The sequence below is a fragment of the Pseudomonas sp. NFACC14 genome, assembly GCF_900106885.1.
GTDB classification, from domain to species: domain Bacteria; phylum Pseudomonadota; class Gammaproteobacteria; order Pseudomonadales; family Pseudomonadaceae; genus Aquipseudomonas; species Aquipseudomonas fluorescens_AA.
In genome coordinates this window covers 20,858-34,792 of sequence record NZ_FNOA01000001.1, presented here as the reverse complement: position 1 = coordinate 34,792, position 13,935 = coordinate 20,858, and the positions used below count along the sequence as shown (strand labels likewise).

At 62.5% G+C, this 13,935-nt stretch carries 12 protein-coding genes; 7 read left to right on the top strand and 5 right to left on the bottom strand.

The annotated features are described in order from the left end of the window. Nucleotides 1-26: 26 nt before the first annotated feature. Nucleotides 27-881: a PfkB family carbohydrate kinase gene (locus BLU85_RS00160; protein WP_092204338.1), complete on the bottom strand. Its 855-nt coding sequence runs from the start codon at nucleotides 879-881 to the stop codon at nucleotides 27-29. 2 nt (nucleotides 882-883) lie between these two features. Further along, a complete protein-coding gene (locus BLU85_RS00155; RefSeq protein ID WP_092204339.1) occupies nucleotides 884-1,897 on the bottom strand; it encodes an SIS domain-containing protein in 1,014 nt (337 codons plus the stop codon). A 246-nt stretch (nucleotides 1,898-2,143) separates the two neighbouring features. On the opposite strand from BLU85_RS00155, the gene BLU85_RS00150 reads away from it, so the two are divergent. Beyond that, a complete protein-coding gene (locus BLU85_RS00150; protein WP_092204340.1) occupies nucleotides 2,144-2,935 on the top strand; it encodes a GntR family transcriptional regulator in 792 nt (263 codons plus the stop codon). 178 nt (nucleotides 2,936-3,113) lie between these two features. Beyond that, nucleotides 3,114-4,025 carry a bifunctional helix-turn-helix transcriptional regulator/GNAT family N-acetyltransferase gene (locus BLU85_RS00145; protein WP_256572890.1) on the top strand — a complete coding sequence of 304 codons (912 nt, stop codon included), beginning with the start codon at nucleotides 3,114-3,116 and terminating at the stop codon, nucleotides 4,023-4,025. A 6-nt stretch (nucleotides 4,026-4,031) separates the two neighbouring features. Here the strand turns inward: BLU85_RS00145 and BLU85_RS00140 are convergent, their stop codons facing one another. Continuing rightward, entirely contained in the window at nucleotides 4,032-4,775 is a 744-nt protein-coding gene (locus BLU85_RS00140) for a GntR family transcriptional regulator (protein ID WP_092204342.1), read from the bottom strand. A 134-nt stretch (nucleotides 4,776-4,909) separates the two neighbouring features. Here BLU85_RS00140 and BLU85_RS00135 point away from each other — a divergent pair, with 134 nt between their 5' ends. From BLU85_RS00135 to BLU85_RS00110, 5 genes are all read left to right on the top strand, one after another. Continuing rightward, a complete protein-coding gene (locus tag BLU85_RS00135; protein ID WP_092204343.1) occupies nucleotides 4,910-5,749 on the top strand; it encodes an ABC transporter ATP-binding protein in 840 nt (279 codons plus the stop codon). After that, nucleotides 5,746-6,747 (top strand): ABC transporter substrate-binding protein, encoded by a 1,002-nt coding sequence (locus BLU85_RS00130; protein WP_092204344.1) that lies wholly within the window; start codon nucleotides 5,746-5,748, stop codon nucleotides 6,745-6,747. Before BLU85_RS00135 ends, BLU85_RS00130 begins: the two co-directional genes overlap by 4 nt. A 7-nt stretch (nucleotides 6,748-6,754) precedes the next feature. Beyond that, nucleotides 6,755-7,504, top strand: a complete 750-nt coding sequence (locus BLU85_RS00125) for an ABC transporter permease (protein ID WP_060741800.1) — start codon at nucleotides 6,755-6,757, stop codon at nucleotides 7,502-7,504. Between the two features lie 52 nt (nucleotides 7,505-7,556). Further along, nucleotides 7,557-9,926 carry a CehA/McbA family metallohydrolase domain-containing protein gene (locus tag BLU85_RS00120; protein ID WP_092204345.1) on the top strand — a complete coding sequence of 790 codons (2,370 nt, stop codon included), beginning with the start codon at nucleotides 7,557-7,559 and terminating at the stop codon, nucleotides 9,924-9,926. Nucleotides 9,927-10,205: 279 nt separating this feature from the next. Continuing rightward, the gene (locus BLU85_RS00110) at nucleotides 10,206-10,970 is read left to right on the top strand and encodes an SDR family NAD(P)-dependent oxidoreductase (protein WP_092204347.1); all 765 of its coding nucleotides are present in this window, start codon (nucleotides 10,206-10,208) and stop codon (nucleotides 10,968-10,970) included. A gap of 59 nt (nucleotides 10,971-11,029) precedes the next feature. Here the strand turns inward: BLU85_RS00110 and BLU85_RS00105 are convergent, their stop codons facing one another. Both BLU85_RS00105 and BLU85_RS00100 read right to left on the bottom strand, forming a co-directional pair. Then, nucleotides 11,030-12,085, bottom strand: coding sequence for a hypothetical protein (locus BLU85_RS00105; RefSeq protein WP_092204348.1), 1,056 nt, complete (start codon nucleotides 12,083-12,085; stop codon nucleotides 11,030-11,032). 32 nt (nucleotides 12,086-12,117) lie between these two features. Continuing rightward, complete coding sequence (locus BLU85_RS00100) at nucleotides 12,118-13,932, bottom strand: hypothetical protein (RefSeq protein ID WP_092204349.1); 1,815 nt, start codon at nucleotides 13,930-13,932, stop codon at nucleotides 12,118-12,120. Nucleotides 13,933-13,935: the final 3 nt, after the last annotated feature.

Genomic DNA, 13,935 nt, shown 5'->3' with positions numbered 1-13,935 from the left:
CCGGGAGGGTCCCGGGGCAGTACGCATCAGCCTTGAATGTTCAAGGCGTGTTTCAGTTGTTGAACGCGTTGGCTGTCCACGGTCCGCCCATGGCCGAAGCCACCGGCCCAGCTGCACACCTGGCCGGCATGATCGACGCCTCGCGCAAGGCACTCGGCAAGGGTGTGCCTGGCTTGCCATGCCAGCAGGAACGCGGCGATGAAACCGTCGCCGGCGCCCATGCTGTCGACGACCGCGCAGGGCCGCGCGGCTTGCTCATGCACGCCCTGTGCGTCGACTGCGAGGGCGCCCTGGGCACCACGGGTGATGACCACCGTCGTCGGGCCCATCGCCCGCATCGAATCCGCCAGGTCACGGGCTTCACTGGCTGACAGGTCGGCCGCCGAGAAGAAGGCGATGTCCACCTGCTGGATCAGTGCCTGCCAATCGAACTCCACCCAGTTGTCGGAGAAGTCGAATGACAGGCAGCCGCTGGCCTGGCGAATCTGCCCCAGTTGACCCTCAAGACCGCTGTAGAGGCTGCTGTGGGCCAGCGGAAATTTCGCGAGATAGGCCAGGTCGTCGGCATTGAGTCGCAGTTGGCGACACACGCCCGGATCGCTGCCGAGAAACACTCGCTCGCCCTCGACGTTGTCGACACACGCCCAGCCATTGGCACCCGATAACGTCCGGCAGCGTGAAGCATCGACCGCTTCCTGTTGCAGGCAATCGAGCAGGTACCGGCCATGCCGGTCATCGCCAACGCAGCCCAGGTAGGCACTGAGAGCCCCCAGCCGGGCGGCAAACACCGACACGTTGAGTGCGTTGCCACCGGGGTATTCGATGTTCCGGTCCAGGTACACATCCAGGGTGTTGTCGCCGACCGCGATCAGGCTGGCCATGCTCAGTACTCCGTTTTCCACATGTAGCGGCGCGTCGTCAGCGGCTGCTGGTGCCAGACCGCCAGGTGGGCGGCGATGCGTTCCACGGCGATGCCGACAATGTAGGGCGCGACAATGGCGCGGATCTCCGGGTCGATACCTTCCATCGGGAAGTCCTTGGCGTCATAGACCATGACCCGTTCCGTGTAGCGCTGGCAGAACCGCACGACGCGTTCCATCTGTGCCCGGCTGGGGTCTTCGCCCACCAACAGGAGCAGGGGCGTGGTGGCATCGATGGCTTCGAACGGACCATGGAAAAACTCCGCGGCTTCCACCGGCAGGCAATGCAACCACTGGCTTTCCATGACCACGCAGACGCCGAACACATAGGCTGTGGTGAACATGGGGCCCGAAGCGAGGAAATACATGACGCGGTCATCTTTGTAGAGGCGTGCCTCTTCGGTTGCCCGTTGGTCATTATTGATCGCGGCATCGGCCAGGGCCCTTGGCAATGCCTTGAGCGAGCGGGTGAGCTTGTCCAGCAGCGGCCAGCCTTCGCGCTTGGCCAGGATCCCGCCGACCAATGCCTGGAGGATCATGAAGCAACCGAAGTACGCCTCATCGGTACGTCCCAGCAGGAAGCAATGCTGGACGGCCTGGGCCAGTGGCAGCTCGGCGGTCTGGGTCACGCCCACGGTGAGGCAGGGCTTGTCTTGCAGAAAGCGTGCGGCGGCGATGGTTTCCTGGGTCGTTCCGGACTTGGAGGCCAGGACCACCAGGGTGCGTTCATCCAGGCGCGGTGGATCGATGTCCATGAAGTCGGCCGGGAAATAACGACGCACTTCCAGCGTGTGGCTGTAGCGTTCAAGCCAGTATTGCAGGCCGAGCATGATGCGGTTGGGAGCGCCGCAGCTGACGAAATAGATGCGGTCGATCCGCGCGGCCAACTCCTGGCCAAACTGCTGGGCGTCGTCGACGATGTGCACGGATTGCTGCAAGGAACTGATGAATGCTTCCCGGTTGAACTGGATCGCCATGTGAACTCCTGGGCCTTGTTAAAGGGTTCATGCTGCTGTCATGAACACGATTTAGACCAAAAGCTATACCATGAAAAATACCATTACAAGGATTTTTCCCCATGGTCTAATAGGCTTCCTACGGGATTTCTACGGTGTTCTGCGAGGCGGTTTTGCCGCTTATGATCAAGCTGGCGGGTTTGCGACATTATTCTGGGGTTCCACAGTCGCAATGCAGTGTCGAAAAAATAATCCAGGATGTAGACCATGAAAGTAACGCCTCCAAAGTCTTCCGACGTTGCGCTGTTGGCGCCCGAACGCAAGCAGGTGGCCTGGCAGGCTGTGCAGGCCTTGCTGGAGATGCTGGAACGCCCGGAATTCGGGCCCACTGAACGGATCCCGGCGGAACGGGATCTTGCCGAGCACCTGGGGATCAGCCGGATGACCCTGCGCAAGGCGTTGCAGACGCTGATCGATCGCGGGGTCCTGGAGCGTCGGGGTAATCGTGGCACCTTTGTCACGGCGCCAGGTGTCGAGCGGCCGCTCAATACCGTCGCGCGCAAAGGTATCGCTGAAGTGGTCGAGCAGGCTGGCGCCCGGCCAGGCAGTAAATTGCTCTACTTCGAACAAACCCACGCCAGTGCCCGTGTGGCGAAACTGCTGAAGATCCAGGAAGGCGACACCTTGCTGACTATCAGGCGCCTGCGCACCGTGGATCAAAAGCCATTCTGCATCGAGACCAGTTACATCCCGGCCGCCCGGGCACCGGAGCTGGTGGCGGAAGACCTGGTCGAGGGGGCTTCGTTGTATGCATTGCTGTTATCGCGCTACCAGATCGAAATAGAAAGCGACGAGGGCACGCTGAGCATCGCCACGATGAACGACCAGGAGGCCCGTTTGCTCGACGTCGAGCCCGGGACGGCCGCGCTGGTCTACCGGGGCGTGATCTTCGACCGCCAAGGGCAGCCCGTGGAATACCTGGTCTCGATCAACCACCCCCAGCGCGTGGTGTTCAAACTGGCGGACAGTCGGGTCAATAGCATCCATAGCGATCATTAGGTCCATGCTCCATTCGATACGCGGCGTGGCTGTCCTGGGATCCGGGCTGGAAAGCTTGACTGAACGCACGGATGGGTATTTAGTTGTGCGGTACAACTAAATACCCATCGCATCCGAGGTCCCCATGAACCATTGCCCACCAGCCCTGATTGAGAAAATCCGTTCGGCGTCGCGTCTCATGGTGCGGGAACTGGGGTTCATGAATACCACGTTGGCTGCGACGGGTTATCCGCCGTCGTCGGTGCACACCATCGTGGAGCTCGGCAATCGCCAATCCCTGACCGCGGGCGAGCTTGTCGAGATGCTCGGCCTGGAAAAATCCAGCGTGAGCCGGATGGTCCGCAAACTCATCGAGGCCGGCGAGATCGAAGAAATTGCCCATGAACTGGATGCGCGGGCCAAGAGATTGCGACTCACCGCCCAGGGGCAAAACACCCTCCGAACCATCGATGCTTTCGCCACGCAGCAGGTTGTCGCGGCCATGTCTCACTTATCCAATGGGCAGTGTCAGACCGTGAGTGAGGGGATTGCCAGCTATGCCAGCGCGCTACACGCCCATCGGCTCGGTACAGCGCCGCCCGCGCCGGCGCAGTTGGAGATTGCGCGTGGCTACCGTCCTGGCGTCATTGGCCGCATTGTGCAAATGCATGCGGACTATTACGCCAGGCATTCGAACTTCGGCCAGTCGTTCGAGAGCCTGGTTGCATCGGACATGGCCGAGCTGATGGGGCGCCTGCACAATCCGCGCAATGAGGTCTGGGTAGTCCTGGATGGCGAACGAATAGTCGGTTCGATTGCCATCGACGGTGAAGGCGAGGGCGGCAGTGCGGTGCTGCGCTGCTTCATCCTGGATGATTCGGCGCGCGGCAAGGGCGCTGGCAGGCGCCTGTTGGCCGAAGCGATGAAGTTCTGCGACGAGTGGGGCTTTAATTCAACGATCCTCTGGACGTTCCAGGGGCTCGACGCTGCTCGCAAGCTGTATGAAGCGTTCGGTTTCAGGTTGGAGCAGGAGCAAGAGGGGCAGCAATGGGGGCGACCGGTTACAGAACAGTGTTTTGTCAGGCCGGGCCCAACCGTTGCGCCAATTTGAATCCTATCAATTGGCGCTATTGGATTTGAACACCCCACTGAGCACGAAGGCATAGCGTTCCGGGCGGATGAAAAACGTCGTGCGGTCGCAGCAACGGCCATCGGCGAAATAGGACGTGCGCTCCATGACCAGCAGCGCGGCACCGCGTTTGACGTGCAGCGCACTGGCCAGGCTTTTGTCGGCTTCCTGTGCACGGATGGCCAGGTCGGCGCGGCTGACCGCCAGGCCGGTGATCGACTCGAGAATGGAATAGATCGGCTGATGTTCGACCTCAGCCCAGGCCACGCTGGCCAACTCTGCCGGCAGGTGGCTGCGTCCCAGTGCGATGGGTTCGTCATCGACCAAGTGCAGTCGCTCCAGAAGCAGGCAGTCGTGGGCTTGCTCAAACAGACCCCGCAGGGTTTCCGGGACAGGCCGCAGGGCATGGCTGAGCACCTGCATGCTCGGTTGCAGCCCTTGCAGCAACAACGCCTCATGAAAGCTGCGCAGCGCATCCAGGCCATGGCGTACTTGCTTGGCCGCCACGAAGGTGCCTTTGCCTTGCTTGCGTTCCACAACGCCATCGTCGCTGAGCTTGCCCACCGCCAGGCGAACCGTGACGCGGCTCACCCCGAACCGTTCGCCCAACTGCGCCTCGGACGGAAGCTTGCCGCTGGGTTCGTAGTCGCCGCGCTGGATTTCTTCCAGCAGTTGATGGGCGATCTGCTCGTAGAGCGAGGTGGTGCTGTCGCGAAGAATGGAGGTGGACACTGTCAGCTTCCATGGCCTTGAGTGGGGCAGGGTGCCTTCACTTCTAAGGTTATAAAAATAGGTTATTGGGACAACTTGTATTAATACGTATTATGCCAGGCATTCCCATTGTAAACGACCTGACGACACTTGCCATGCTCAAAACCCTCCCTTACCCGCAGCCGCAAGCCGACGCTCTGACGGTCGATGACATCAGCTTCAGCTACCCCAATGGGCACCGCGTGTTTTCTTCTTTCAGCCTGAACGCCAGGCCCGGCGAGTTCGTCGCGATCCTGGGGCCATCCGGCTGCGGGAAAACCACCTTGCTGAACCTGTTGTCAGGGTTCGTGCAACCGCAGAGTGGCCGCATCACCATCAACCAGACAGCGGTACGCCCGGAGCGTTCGGAGTTGGGTTATGTGTTCCAGGCGCCGCAATTGTTTCCCTGGTTGAGCGCCTTGGAGAACGTCCGTTTTGGTCTGCGGATGAGCGCCCGCACCGACGAAGCGCAGCAGCGTGCACAGGCATTGCAGTACCTGCGCCTGGTCGGCCTGGAGAGTGCGGCGCATCGGCTGCCGCACCAGCTTTCCGGTGGCATGCAGCAGCGCGTCTCCCTGGCCCGGACCCTGGCACTGGAACCCAGCGTATTGCTGATGGATGAGCCGTTCGCCGCGCTCGATGCCATCAGCCGTAACAGCATGAACGAAGAGACGTTGCGCATCTGGGCCGAACTGGGCCAGACGGTGTTGTTCATTACCCACGACATCGATGAAGCGGTGTTCCTGGCCGATCGGGTCATCGTGCTCAACATCGCCCCCGGGGGCATTCACAGCGAGCTGGAGATCCACCTGCCGCGTCCCCGCAGCAACCTGAAAACCCGTCGCCTGCCGGCGTTCCTCGATTACCGCAATGAGCTGATGACGCGCATTGCCCAGGTGATGGACGCCTGCGACACCACGGTTCATCCCACCCCTCGACTCGAGCTGACAGCATGATCAAACGTTCGCTGCTTGCCCTCACATTGTCTGCCGCCACGTTGGCAGGCAGCGCATTCGCCGTGGCGGGCGAGGCGAAACCCTTGCGTGTGGGTTATGTCTTCGCCATGGCCAACGCCCCGGCGTTGATCGCCGACAAACAAGGTTACTACCGCGAAGAAGGCTTGAACGTCGACCTCAAGGCCTTGGGCGATGGCCCGGTGATCCAGCAGGCACTGGCCGCCGGTGAACTGGACGTGGCCTATGTCGGCACCCCACCGGTGTACCAGTGGTTTTCCCGCGGGCTGCAAAGCCGGATCCTGGCGAAGGTCAATTACGGCCAGGCCGCGGTGATCGTCGACGCCAAGAGTCCGATCACCCAGTTGGAAGCGCTCAAGGGGAAAAAACTCGCCGGGGTCAAGAAGGGCAGTGGCATGGATGTGCTGCTGCGCGGTTATGTCCTGAAGGAAAAGGCCGGGCTCGATCCCGACAAGGACCTGGACATCATCGACATGCCGCCGGGCAACATGAACGCCGCCCTCGAGCGTGGCATCGTCGACGCGGCATTTTCCTGGGAACCCTTCGTCAGCCAGTCGGTGTTGCGCGGTTCGAGCCGGATCCTGCTGGACGTCAACCAGGCGCTGCCCCAGTACCCGTGGTACGTGGTGATCGCCTTGCCGAAAACCTTGCAGGAGCGCCCGGATGACGTGGTGAAGCTGCTGCGCGCCCATCGCAAGGCCATCGCTTTCCTCAACGAACATCCCGCCGAATCGAACCGGCTCATCGCCGAGGCGTTCAAGCTCGAAGCGGTGCAAGGCCCGGACGGCAAGACCATCGCCCCCGAAGCCATCGTCGCCCAGGCCCGGACCCGCCTGGGCTGGTCGGCGGACTTGCAGGCGACGGACATCCAGTTCATCCAGCGCCTGATGGATTACTCCCACGACCTGGGTTTTATCGACACCACGCTCAAGACCGAACAGATCGTGGATACCTCCTACCTGGAAAAAGCCGCGCACTGAGTCCGTCATGTCCTTGCCAAAACCGAATTGGGGATGGGCGTCGCTGCCATTCCTGTTGTTGATCTGGATCGCCCTGGCGAGCCGCTTTCCCACCTACATCCTGCCGCAGCCCTGGGACGTTGCCCGCGAGGCGCTGCGCTGGCTGGGTGACCGTTCGCTGTGGCAGCACCTGCAGGCCAGTGTGCTGGAAGAGCTGGGTGGTTTTTGCGCCGCGGTGATCGTTGCGCTCCTGCTGGGCACGGCCGCGGGCCTGTCCTCGCGCTTTCGCGATTTCATCTCGCCGCTCAACAGCCTGTTCATGGCCATCCCGCCGATTGCCTGGGCGCCGCTGATCATGATCATTTTCGGCCTGGGTTATGTCTCCATCGTGCTGGTGATTTTCATTGCCGCGATGTTTCCCATGGCGGTGACCATCCAGGAGGGCGTGCAGAGCATCCGCGGCGGTGAAGTTCGCGCGGCACGGACCTTGGGCGCCAACGCCTGGCAACTGTTGGCCCACGTCTATTTGCCGGCCTCGTTGCCGTTCGTGACCGCCGCCTTGCGCATCGGCTTCAGCCAGGGCTGGCGGGCGCTGGTGGCGGCGGAAATGATCGGCGCTTCCCGAGGCATCGGCTGGATGGTCGCCACGGGCGGGCAGATCGGCAACAGCAGCCAGGTGCTGCTGGGCATTGTCGTGATCGGCTTGATTGCCTGGCTCATGGAAAGTTTTGTGTTCCGGCGCATCGAGCGTCACTACCAGCAATGGCGCGTGCAATAAGCATCGCCCCACGTATTCGAACCCTTCAGTGGACCACTGCACGAGGTGTCATGTGAGTAACGTTTTCGATCCCCGCGAAGCCGGGCATTACATCGCCCCACAAGGCCTGTACGAACGCAACAAGAAACGTCCGTTCCTGGGCAGCGTCCACTGCGACCGTGACACGCTGGTCGCCGGGCAGTGGGATGAAATCACCCTGGTCTACGAGGTCGGTGGCAGCGGCCTGGCCGACGGCGCGTGGCTCAAGCTGGCCTTCAAGTTCTATTCCGACTGGGCCTTGTTCCAGACCTCGAACCCGGCCGGCCCCAACTATGTCAGCGCCGAATACCAGGCCGGGGAGCTGGTCCCCGGCCAGAGCCAGGCCACGGTGCAGCACTTGAAGGTGCGATTCGACCAGAAGGGCCATGAACGGCCATTTCAGAAAGCGATCATCATCGACATCATCGACGGGTACCTGAACCCGGGGGATAAAGTCATCATTCGTCTGGGGGACCGACGCCAGGGCGGGGCGGGGACGCGGGTGCAGAGTTTCGTCGAGAAGGACTTCCGTTTCCGCCTGTTCATCGACCCGCTGGGCAGTTCGAAATTTGCCGAAGTGCCGGGCGATCCTTTGTTGGACATAGTGCCGGGACCGGCGCAGCGCGTGCAACTGATCGTGCCTCGACTAGTCAGCGCCGGGGAAGCCTTCGATGTCCTCTTGCGGGTGGATGATGCCTGGGGCAACACCTGCCGAAACCTGCCGCTCGAGGGTGTACTGACCCTGGTCGATCCGGAGGGCGGCGAGCGTCGGCAGCCGTTCACGCTGGCGTCCGAAGGTTGGGCGACGGCCCGGCTCGAGGCGCTTGACCTCGGCGCCGTGGGCGAGTGGCGTTTGTCCGCCAGCGTGGCGGCGCCTTTTGTCGACGGGGCCCAGGCCTTCGTCACTGTCGACCCGGCCGGTACAGCGTTGCGCCCGCTCTACGCCGACCTGCATGTGCACTCCGATGACACGGTGGGCACCAACGACACGTTGTACAACCTCAGCTACGGTCGCGATGTCGCCGGGCTCGACGTCCTCGGGTACACCGCCAATGACTTCAATATCACCGAGCAACGCTGGGATCAGGCGGTCAAGCTGATCCACGAGCTCAATGAGCCGGGCCGATTCGTGTGTTATCCCGGAACCGAATGGTGCGGTAACTCTTGTGCGGGCGGCGACCGCAACGTCGTATTCCTGCATGACCGCAAACCCGAGTTCCCCTTCGACAATCAAGGGCGACTGGTGCGTTCCTTCGAATGGAACGAGTTCACCGCCGGCACCATCAAGCCTGGCGCCTGGCCGGTTGACGAGTTGTACGCCGCCTATGCCAAGGACCCCGAAGGCCATCTGATGATGCCCCATGTCGGCGGACGCCGTTGCAACCTCGACTGGCATCACCCGGAACTCGAGCGGCTGATCGAGGTGGGTTCGGCCTGGGGCCAGTTCCATTGGGTCTACGCCGAAGCGCTGCAGCGTGGCTATCGGGTTGGCGCCGCGGCGAACAGCGATGAGCACCAGGGCCGCTGCGGTGGCGGCGTTCCGGCCACGGCGGTGTTCGGCTCCCGTGGCGGGTTGACGGGTGTGGTCGCCGAGGCTTTCGACCGCGCCAGCGTCGGCAAGGCCTTGCGCGCCCGCCGTACCTTCGCCACGACGGGTGAGCGTTCGTTCGCCAGCCTGCGCCAGGGCAAGCACGTCATGGGTGAAGTCTTCACTGCCGATTCGAATGCCTCCCTGGACTATCGACTGCTGGGGGAGGCAGGGTGGGAGCAGGTCGATCTGTTCGATGGCGACCAGTTGATCTGGTCTCGCAACCTGCACCAGGAACTGGGTTTCTGCGCCCAACGCATTCGCCTGCGCCTGGGTGGTGCGCGGATCAAGGACCGCTATCGCGGCGCGTACTGGACTGGCGAAATCCGCATCACCGGCGCGGTCATCAATGGTTTTCGCGCCTTGGGCCTCGACCATCCCGAGCAGACCGTATGGCGCAAGGACGCCACGGTCCTGGCGTTTCGCACCGACACCAACGGCGATACCGACAGCATCGAAATCGACCTGTCGCAACTGGCCGGCGCCACGCTGCAGATCCACAGCCGTATCGACAATTACATCAAGGTCGGCGACCCGTCCGAACCGCAACCTTACGTACACGCACCGACGGTGGTGATGGCGCTGTCCGGCGATGAGTTGCTGGCGCAATCGCAAGTGGTCGAAGAGTTGCCGGGCGCGGAGTTGAAGCTGTCCCTGGAACGGATGACCGCTGCGGCGTTACCCCGTGAATTGCAGGGACGCATAGACCTGGCCCGTCTGGGGCTTGATCCAGGGCGTGAACACCCCTTGTTCATCTGTGCCCGCCAGCGGGATCAGTCACGGGTCTGGACCTCCGCGCTGTTCCTGACCTTGTAGGCGCTGTCGAGTGCAACGAGGCTGCGATCTTTCCCCAGACACTTGAATCTCAAGTGAAAGATCAAGATCAAGATCAAAAGATCGCAGGCTTCGCCAGCGCCTACAGAGCCCGGCGAGAGCTCTCTATGGTCACATTTGCGCAAAACCCCGACAGTCCCAGCAAGCCTGCGAAAGCCTGGCCGTCGCCATTGCGAGAAAGTGAAGTCGTCGATAACGACAGCGCCCACGGGCGCCGGGCGGGCGAATGTCTCGTCTGCCCGCTCACGCAGGAGAGCGATCATGACCGATATCCAATACAACATTCCCCACGAAGTCCAAGGCAAGGTTGCACTGGTCACTGGCGCCGCCAGTGGCATCGGCAAGGCCATCGCATTGCTGTTGCATGCCCGCGGCGCCAAGGTAATCGCCGAAGACATCAACCCCGCCGTCCATGAGCTGGCCCGTCCCGGGCTGGTGCCGCTGGAGGCCGACATCACCGCGGATGGCGCCGCCGAGCGCGCTGTCGGCCTGGCCGTCGAGCAGTTCGGCCGGCTGGATATCCTGGTCAACAATGCCGGGATCATCATCAATAAACTCGTCATCGACATGACGCGCCAGGACTGGGAGCGCATCCAGGCGGTCAACGCCACGGCCGCTTTCCTGCATTCACGCGAAGCGGTCAAGGCGATGATGCCGAACAAGGCGGGGGCCATCGTCAACATTGCGTCCTACGCGTCCTATTTTGCCTTCCCGACCATTGCCGCCTATACCGCGTCCAAAGGTGCCCTGGCGCAACTGACGCGCACCCTGGCACTGGAAGTCATCGAGCATGGCATTCGCGTCAATGCCATCGGTGTTGGCGATGTGGTCACCAACATTCTCAATGACGTGGTCGAGGACGGTCCGGCGTTCCTCGCCCAGCACGGTGAAGCCGCGCCCATCGGCCGGGCCGCACGGCCGGAAGAAATTGCCGAGGTGGTTGCGTTCCTGGCCTCCGATCGCGCGAGTTTTGTGGTCGGTGCGGTGGTCATGGCCGACGGCGGCATGACCGTTACCGCAGGCTGAATCGAGTGCTGGATGGCACCTGGGTCACCGGCCGGGCTGTGCACCCGGCCGGTGTTCTATCAGAGATGCACCCGACGAAGCCTGCCGCGTAACGGCACCACGTTTTCCTCTGGCGTGGGCAGTGGCCGCCCGACCAGGCCCATGCCTTCGCTGACCAGTACCGCGTCGGGTAACAGGCACAGGTTGGACGGGGTATCCAAGCCTCGGGCAAGCACCGTGACCTGGGCTGTTTGCAAGTCGCAGCCCAGCAGTCGTCCACTGAACCGGGTAAAGCCGCCATGCAGGGGTTCGCCGTTCCAGTCGGGGAGCAGGGGTTGTTGCAAGCGCTCGCAGAGTTCCAGCACCAGCAGTTGGCCGTTGGGGCACAGTGCCAGCCCGGTGGGCAGTTGCAGGCCGCGAATCAGGATGTCGATCTCGGCGCTGGCGGTCCAGACCCGGATCACCTGGCCGGCCTTTTCGGCAAAGTCGATGCCCTTGCGGCTCGGGTCGCCGTGCAGTTCCCCCGAGAACAGACTGATCAGCACAGCGTCTGTCGCCGGTTCGTACACCAGGGTCACGGGAACGGCTTCCTGGCCTTGATCCAGTTCGGGCAGTTGAGCCAGCACGCGCTCTTGCTGGCCCGTGACGAACTCCACCAACTGATTGGTATCGGGCTTGACGGCCAGCCAACTGCGGCGGGTCGGGTGGTAGCACAGCGCATTCAGGTTGCCGCGGCTATGGAAGACCGGCTCGGGCGGCGTGAATTGCAGGTCCAGCAGTTTGGAACCCGCGACGTAATCGGTCTGGCTGACCAGACAGCGTCCGTCACCGCAGGCGATATCCGACAGCCCCATGATTTCATCGCGCAGCATACGTGCCTGCATGTTCATGGCGCGAAACCCTTGCGCCAGTGTTTCGCGGGGCAGGTAGGCGCCGGGTCGCTGGGGATCCGGGCGCAGTCGACTGATACGGCCGCTGAAAGGTTGGTCGGGCAACCCGGAACCTGCTTCGGTGAGCAGCAGGCTGCCGTCGGCTTGCAGGCAGAGGCCACGAGGGTTCAGCAGGTCCTCGGCGACAAGAGTGCTGGGGCGCAGGCTTTCCTCCGGGTGTGCGGGGATCTGAAGGGGAACTGACATAGGCTCTCTCCGTGAACAAAAGGGGGACGCGGTCATTGCGGCGGTTGCCACGGTTCACCGGTGAGGTAGGCCCGCAGCAGTGCCCGCTGGCAGGGCGACATCGAGCGCACCACCGGCATGAACAGCGTGGTGCCTTTGTACGCATCCGAGGTGCGGGCCAGGATGGGGTTCTTGGCACCCATGATGGCGTCGGGCTGATTCAGCGGGATATAGCGCGACATGGCGGGGAAGGCCAGGTAGTGAAAGCGCAGCACGTTGGGGTACATCAGCGGCCAGGTGATGGTCGTGCCCTGGGGGATGCCGAAGTCGGTCTGGGCGTATTTGCGAAAGTTGGTGAAGTAAGCGCTGCTGGGGAAATTGTTGACCGTGCAGGTCAGGGCAACAAACCCCGCTTGAGCGGCGCTGCCCGGCTTGAGGGTGACCGGGAAGCTGACGGAAAGCTGGCCATTGTCGACGGTCAACGAATCAGGGAAGTCGAGGAAGTCCCAGTATTGCGGTTGATCATAGACCGCGGGGGCCGCCGCCTTCAGGCCGATTTCGGTGGTGCTGGTCACCGCGCCGCCCAGGTACCGGACCTGCAGGGTGATCGACAGGCCGTTGGGGTAGTCCTCCAGGTAGACGTTACGCTGGTCGGCATAGATCCGATAGGTCGATTCGGTGGCATTAAGTGTGGTGTTGCAAACCTTGTCGGGCGCGGTAATGGCCAGTGCCGTGGTCCGCACCGTCTGCTGCTGACTGGTGGTCAGGGGCACGTCGACGATGCCGCCGTACACGTAGTAGTCAACCAAGGGACTGCTGGTCGGGTCCAATGTGGTCAGGGTGGTGGTGCCGGCGCTGATGGTCACGGTCCCGTAATCGGCGTTGGGCCCGATGGGGCTGGTGATATCGTCCCGGACAGACCGGAAGGTTTTCTTCGGAATGACATTCACCATGTCGATGCTCAGGAGGCCACTGTCACTCAGTTCGGCATAGCCGGCGTTCCCCGTGCACTGGTTAATCAGTTGCCGGCCCGGCTGGCAGTTCAGCGGCTCGTCGGCGAAGGCCGGGGCCAGTGTGCCGATGACCCTGCCGATGCTCGGGTTGGGCGTGTACCGGCCAGCGGCGTAGTCGGCGTCCAGTTGCTCGGTGGTCATCGCGGGACACATCTCGAACATGACGAAACGCAGGACGATACCCGTTGCGCCCGGCGCTTGGATGATCGAACGCAGCCCACTGCTGTTCTGGTTCCAGTTGACGACGCTACTCAGGGGGAAGGTCAGCTGAAATGTGCCGCTGAAGCGGAAGGAGCCCGGGGCATCCATTTGCTCTGGTTCCAGCACACGCTTCTTCATGTAGAAACTGCTGCACACGGTGTCGCTGCGAATCAGCAACTGGATGTTGTCGTTGCCGCCGATTTGCAGGCCGCCGACGAAGATCTGGGTGGTCGTCGAGGCGGTGGGGTCCAGGTCCACCATCATCGGGCCGGAGACGGGCCCCTGGCCGGTCACCGGGTCCACCGAGCCGAGCAGATAGACGGCCTGGCCCACCAGGTCGCCAGTGGTGTTGATGCTGCCGGGGATGCCCTGGGAGCTGATCAGGGCGTTCTGCATGTCGACGACATGCTGGCCGTAGTGATTCCAGCCCCCGGCGGTGTATTGGTGGCCGATGGGGGCGGGGGCATTGATCATGTTGTTCAACTGGTCGTCGGTGTAGGACTCGGCCCCGGGTGCCAGGGTCGAGGTGGTCAGGTCGAAGAGCGGCCAGTCATCGTTGCCATCGTAGGGAATGGTCGGGGAGTTGTTTGGCAGGCTGACGTCGGTGCGGATGCCGCCCCAGAAATTCAGCCGTGGTCCGTTCAGGATGCTCATGAG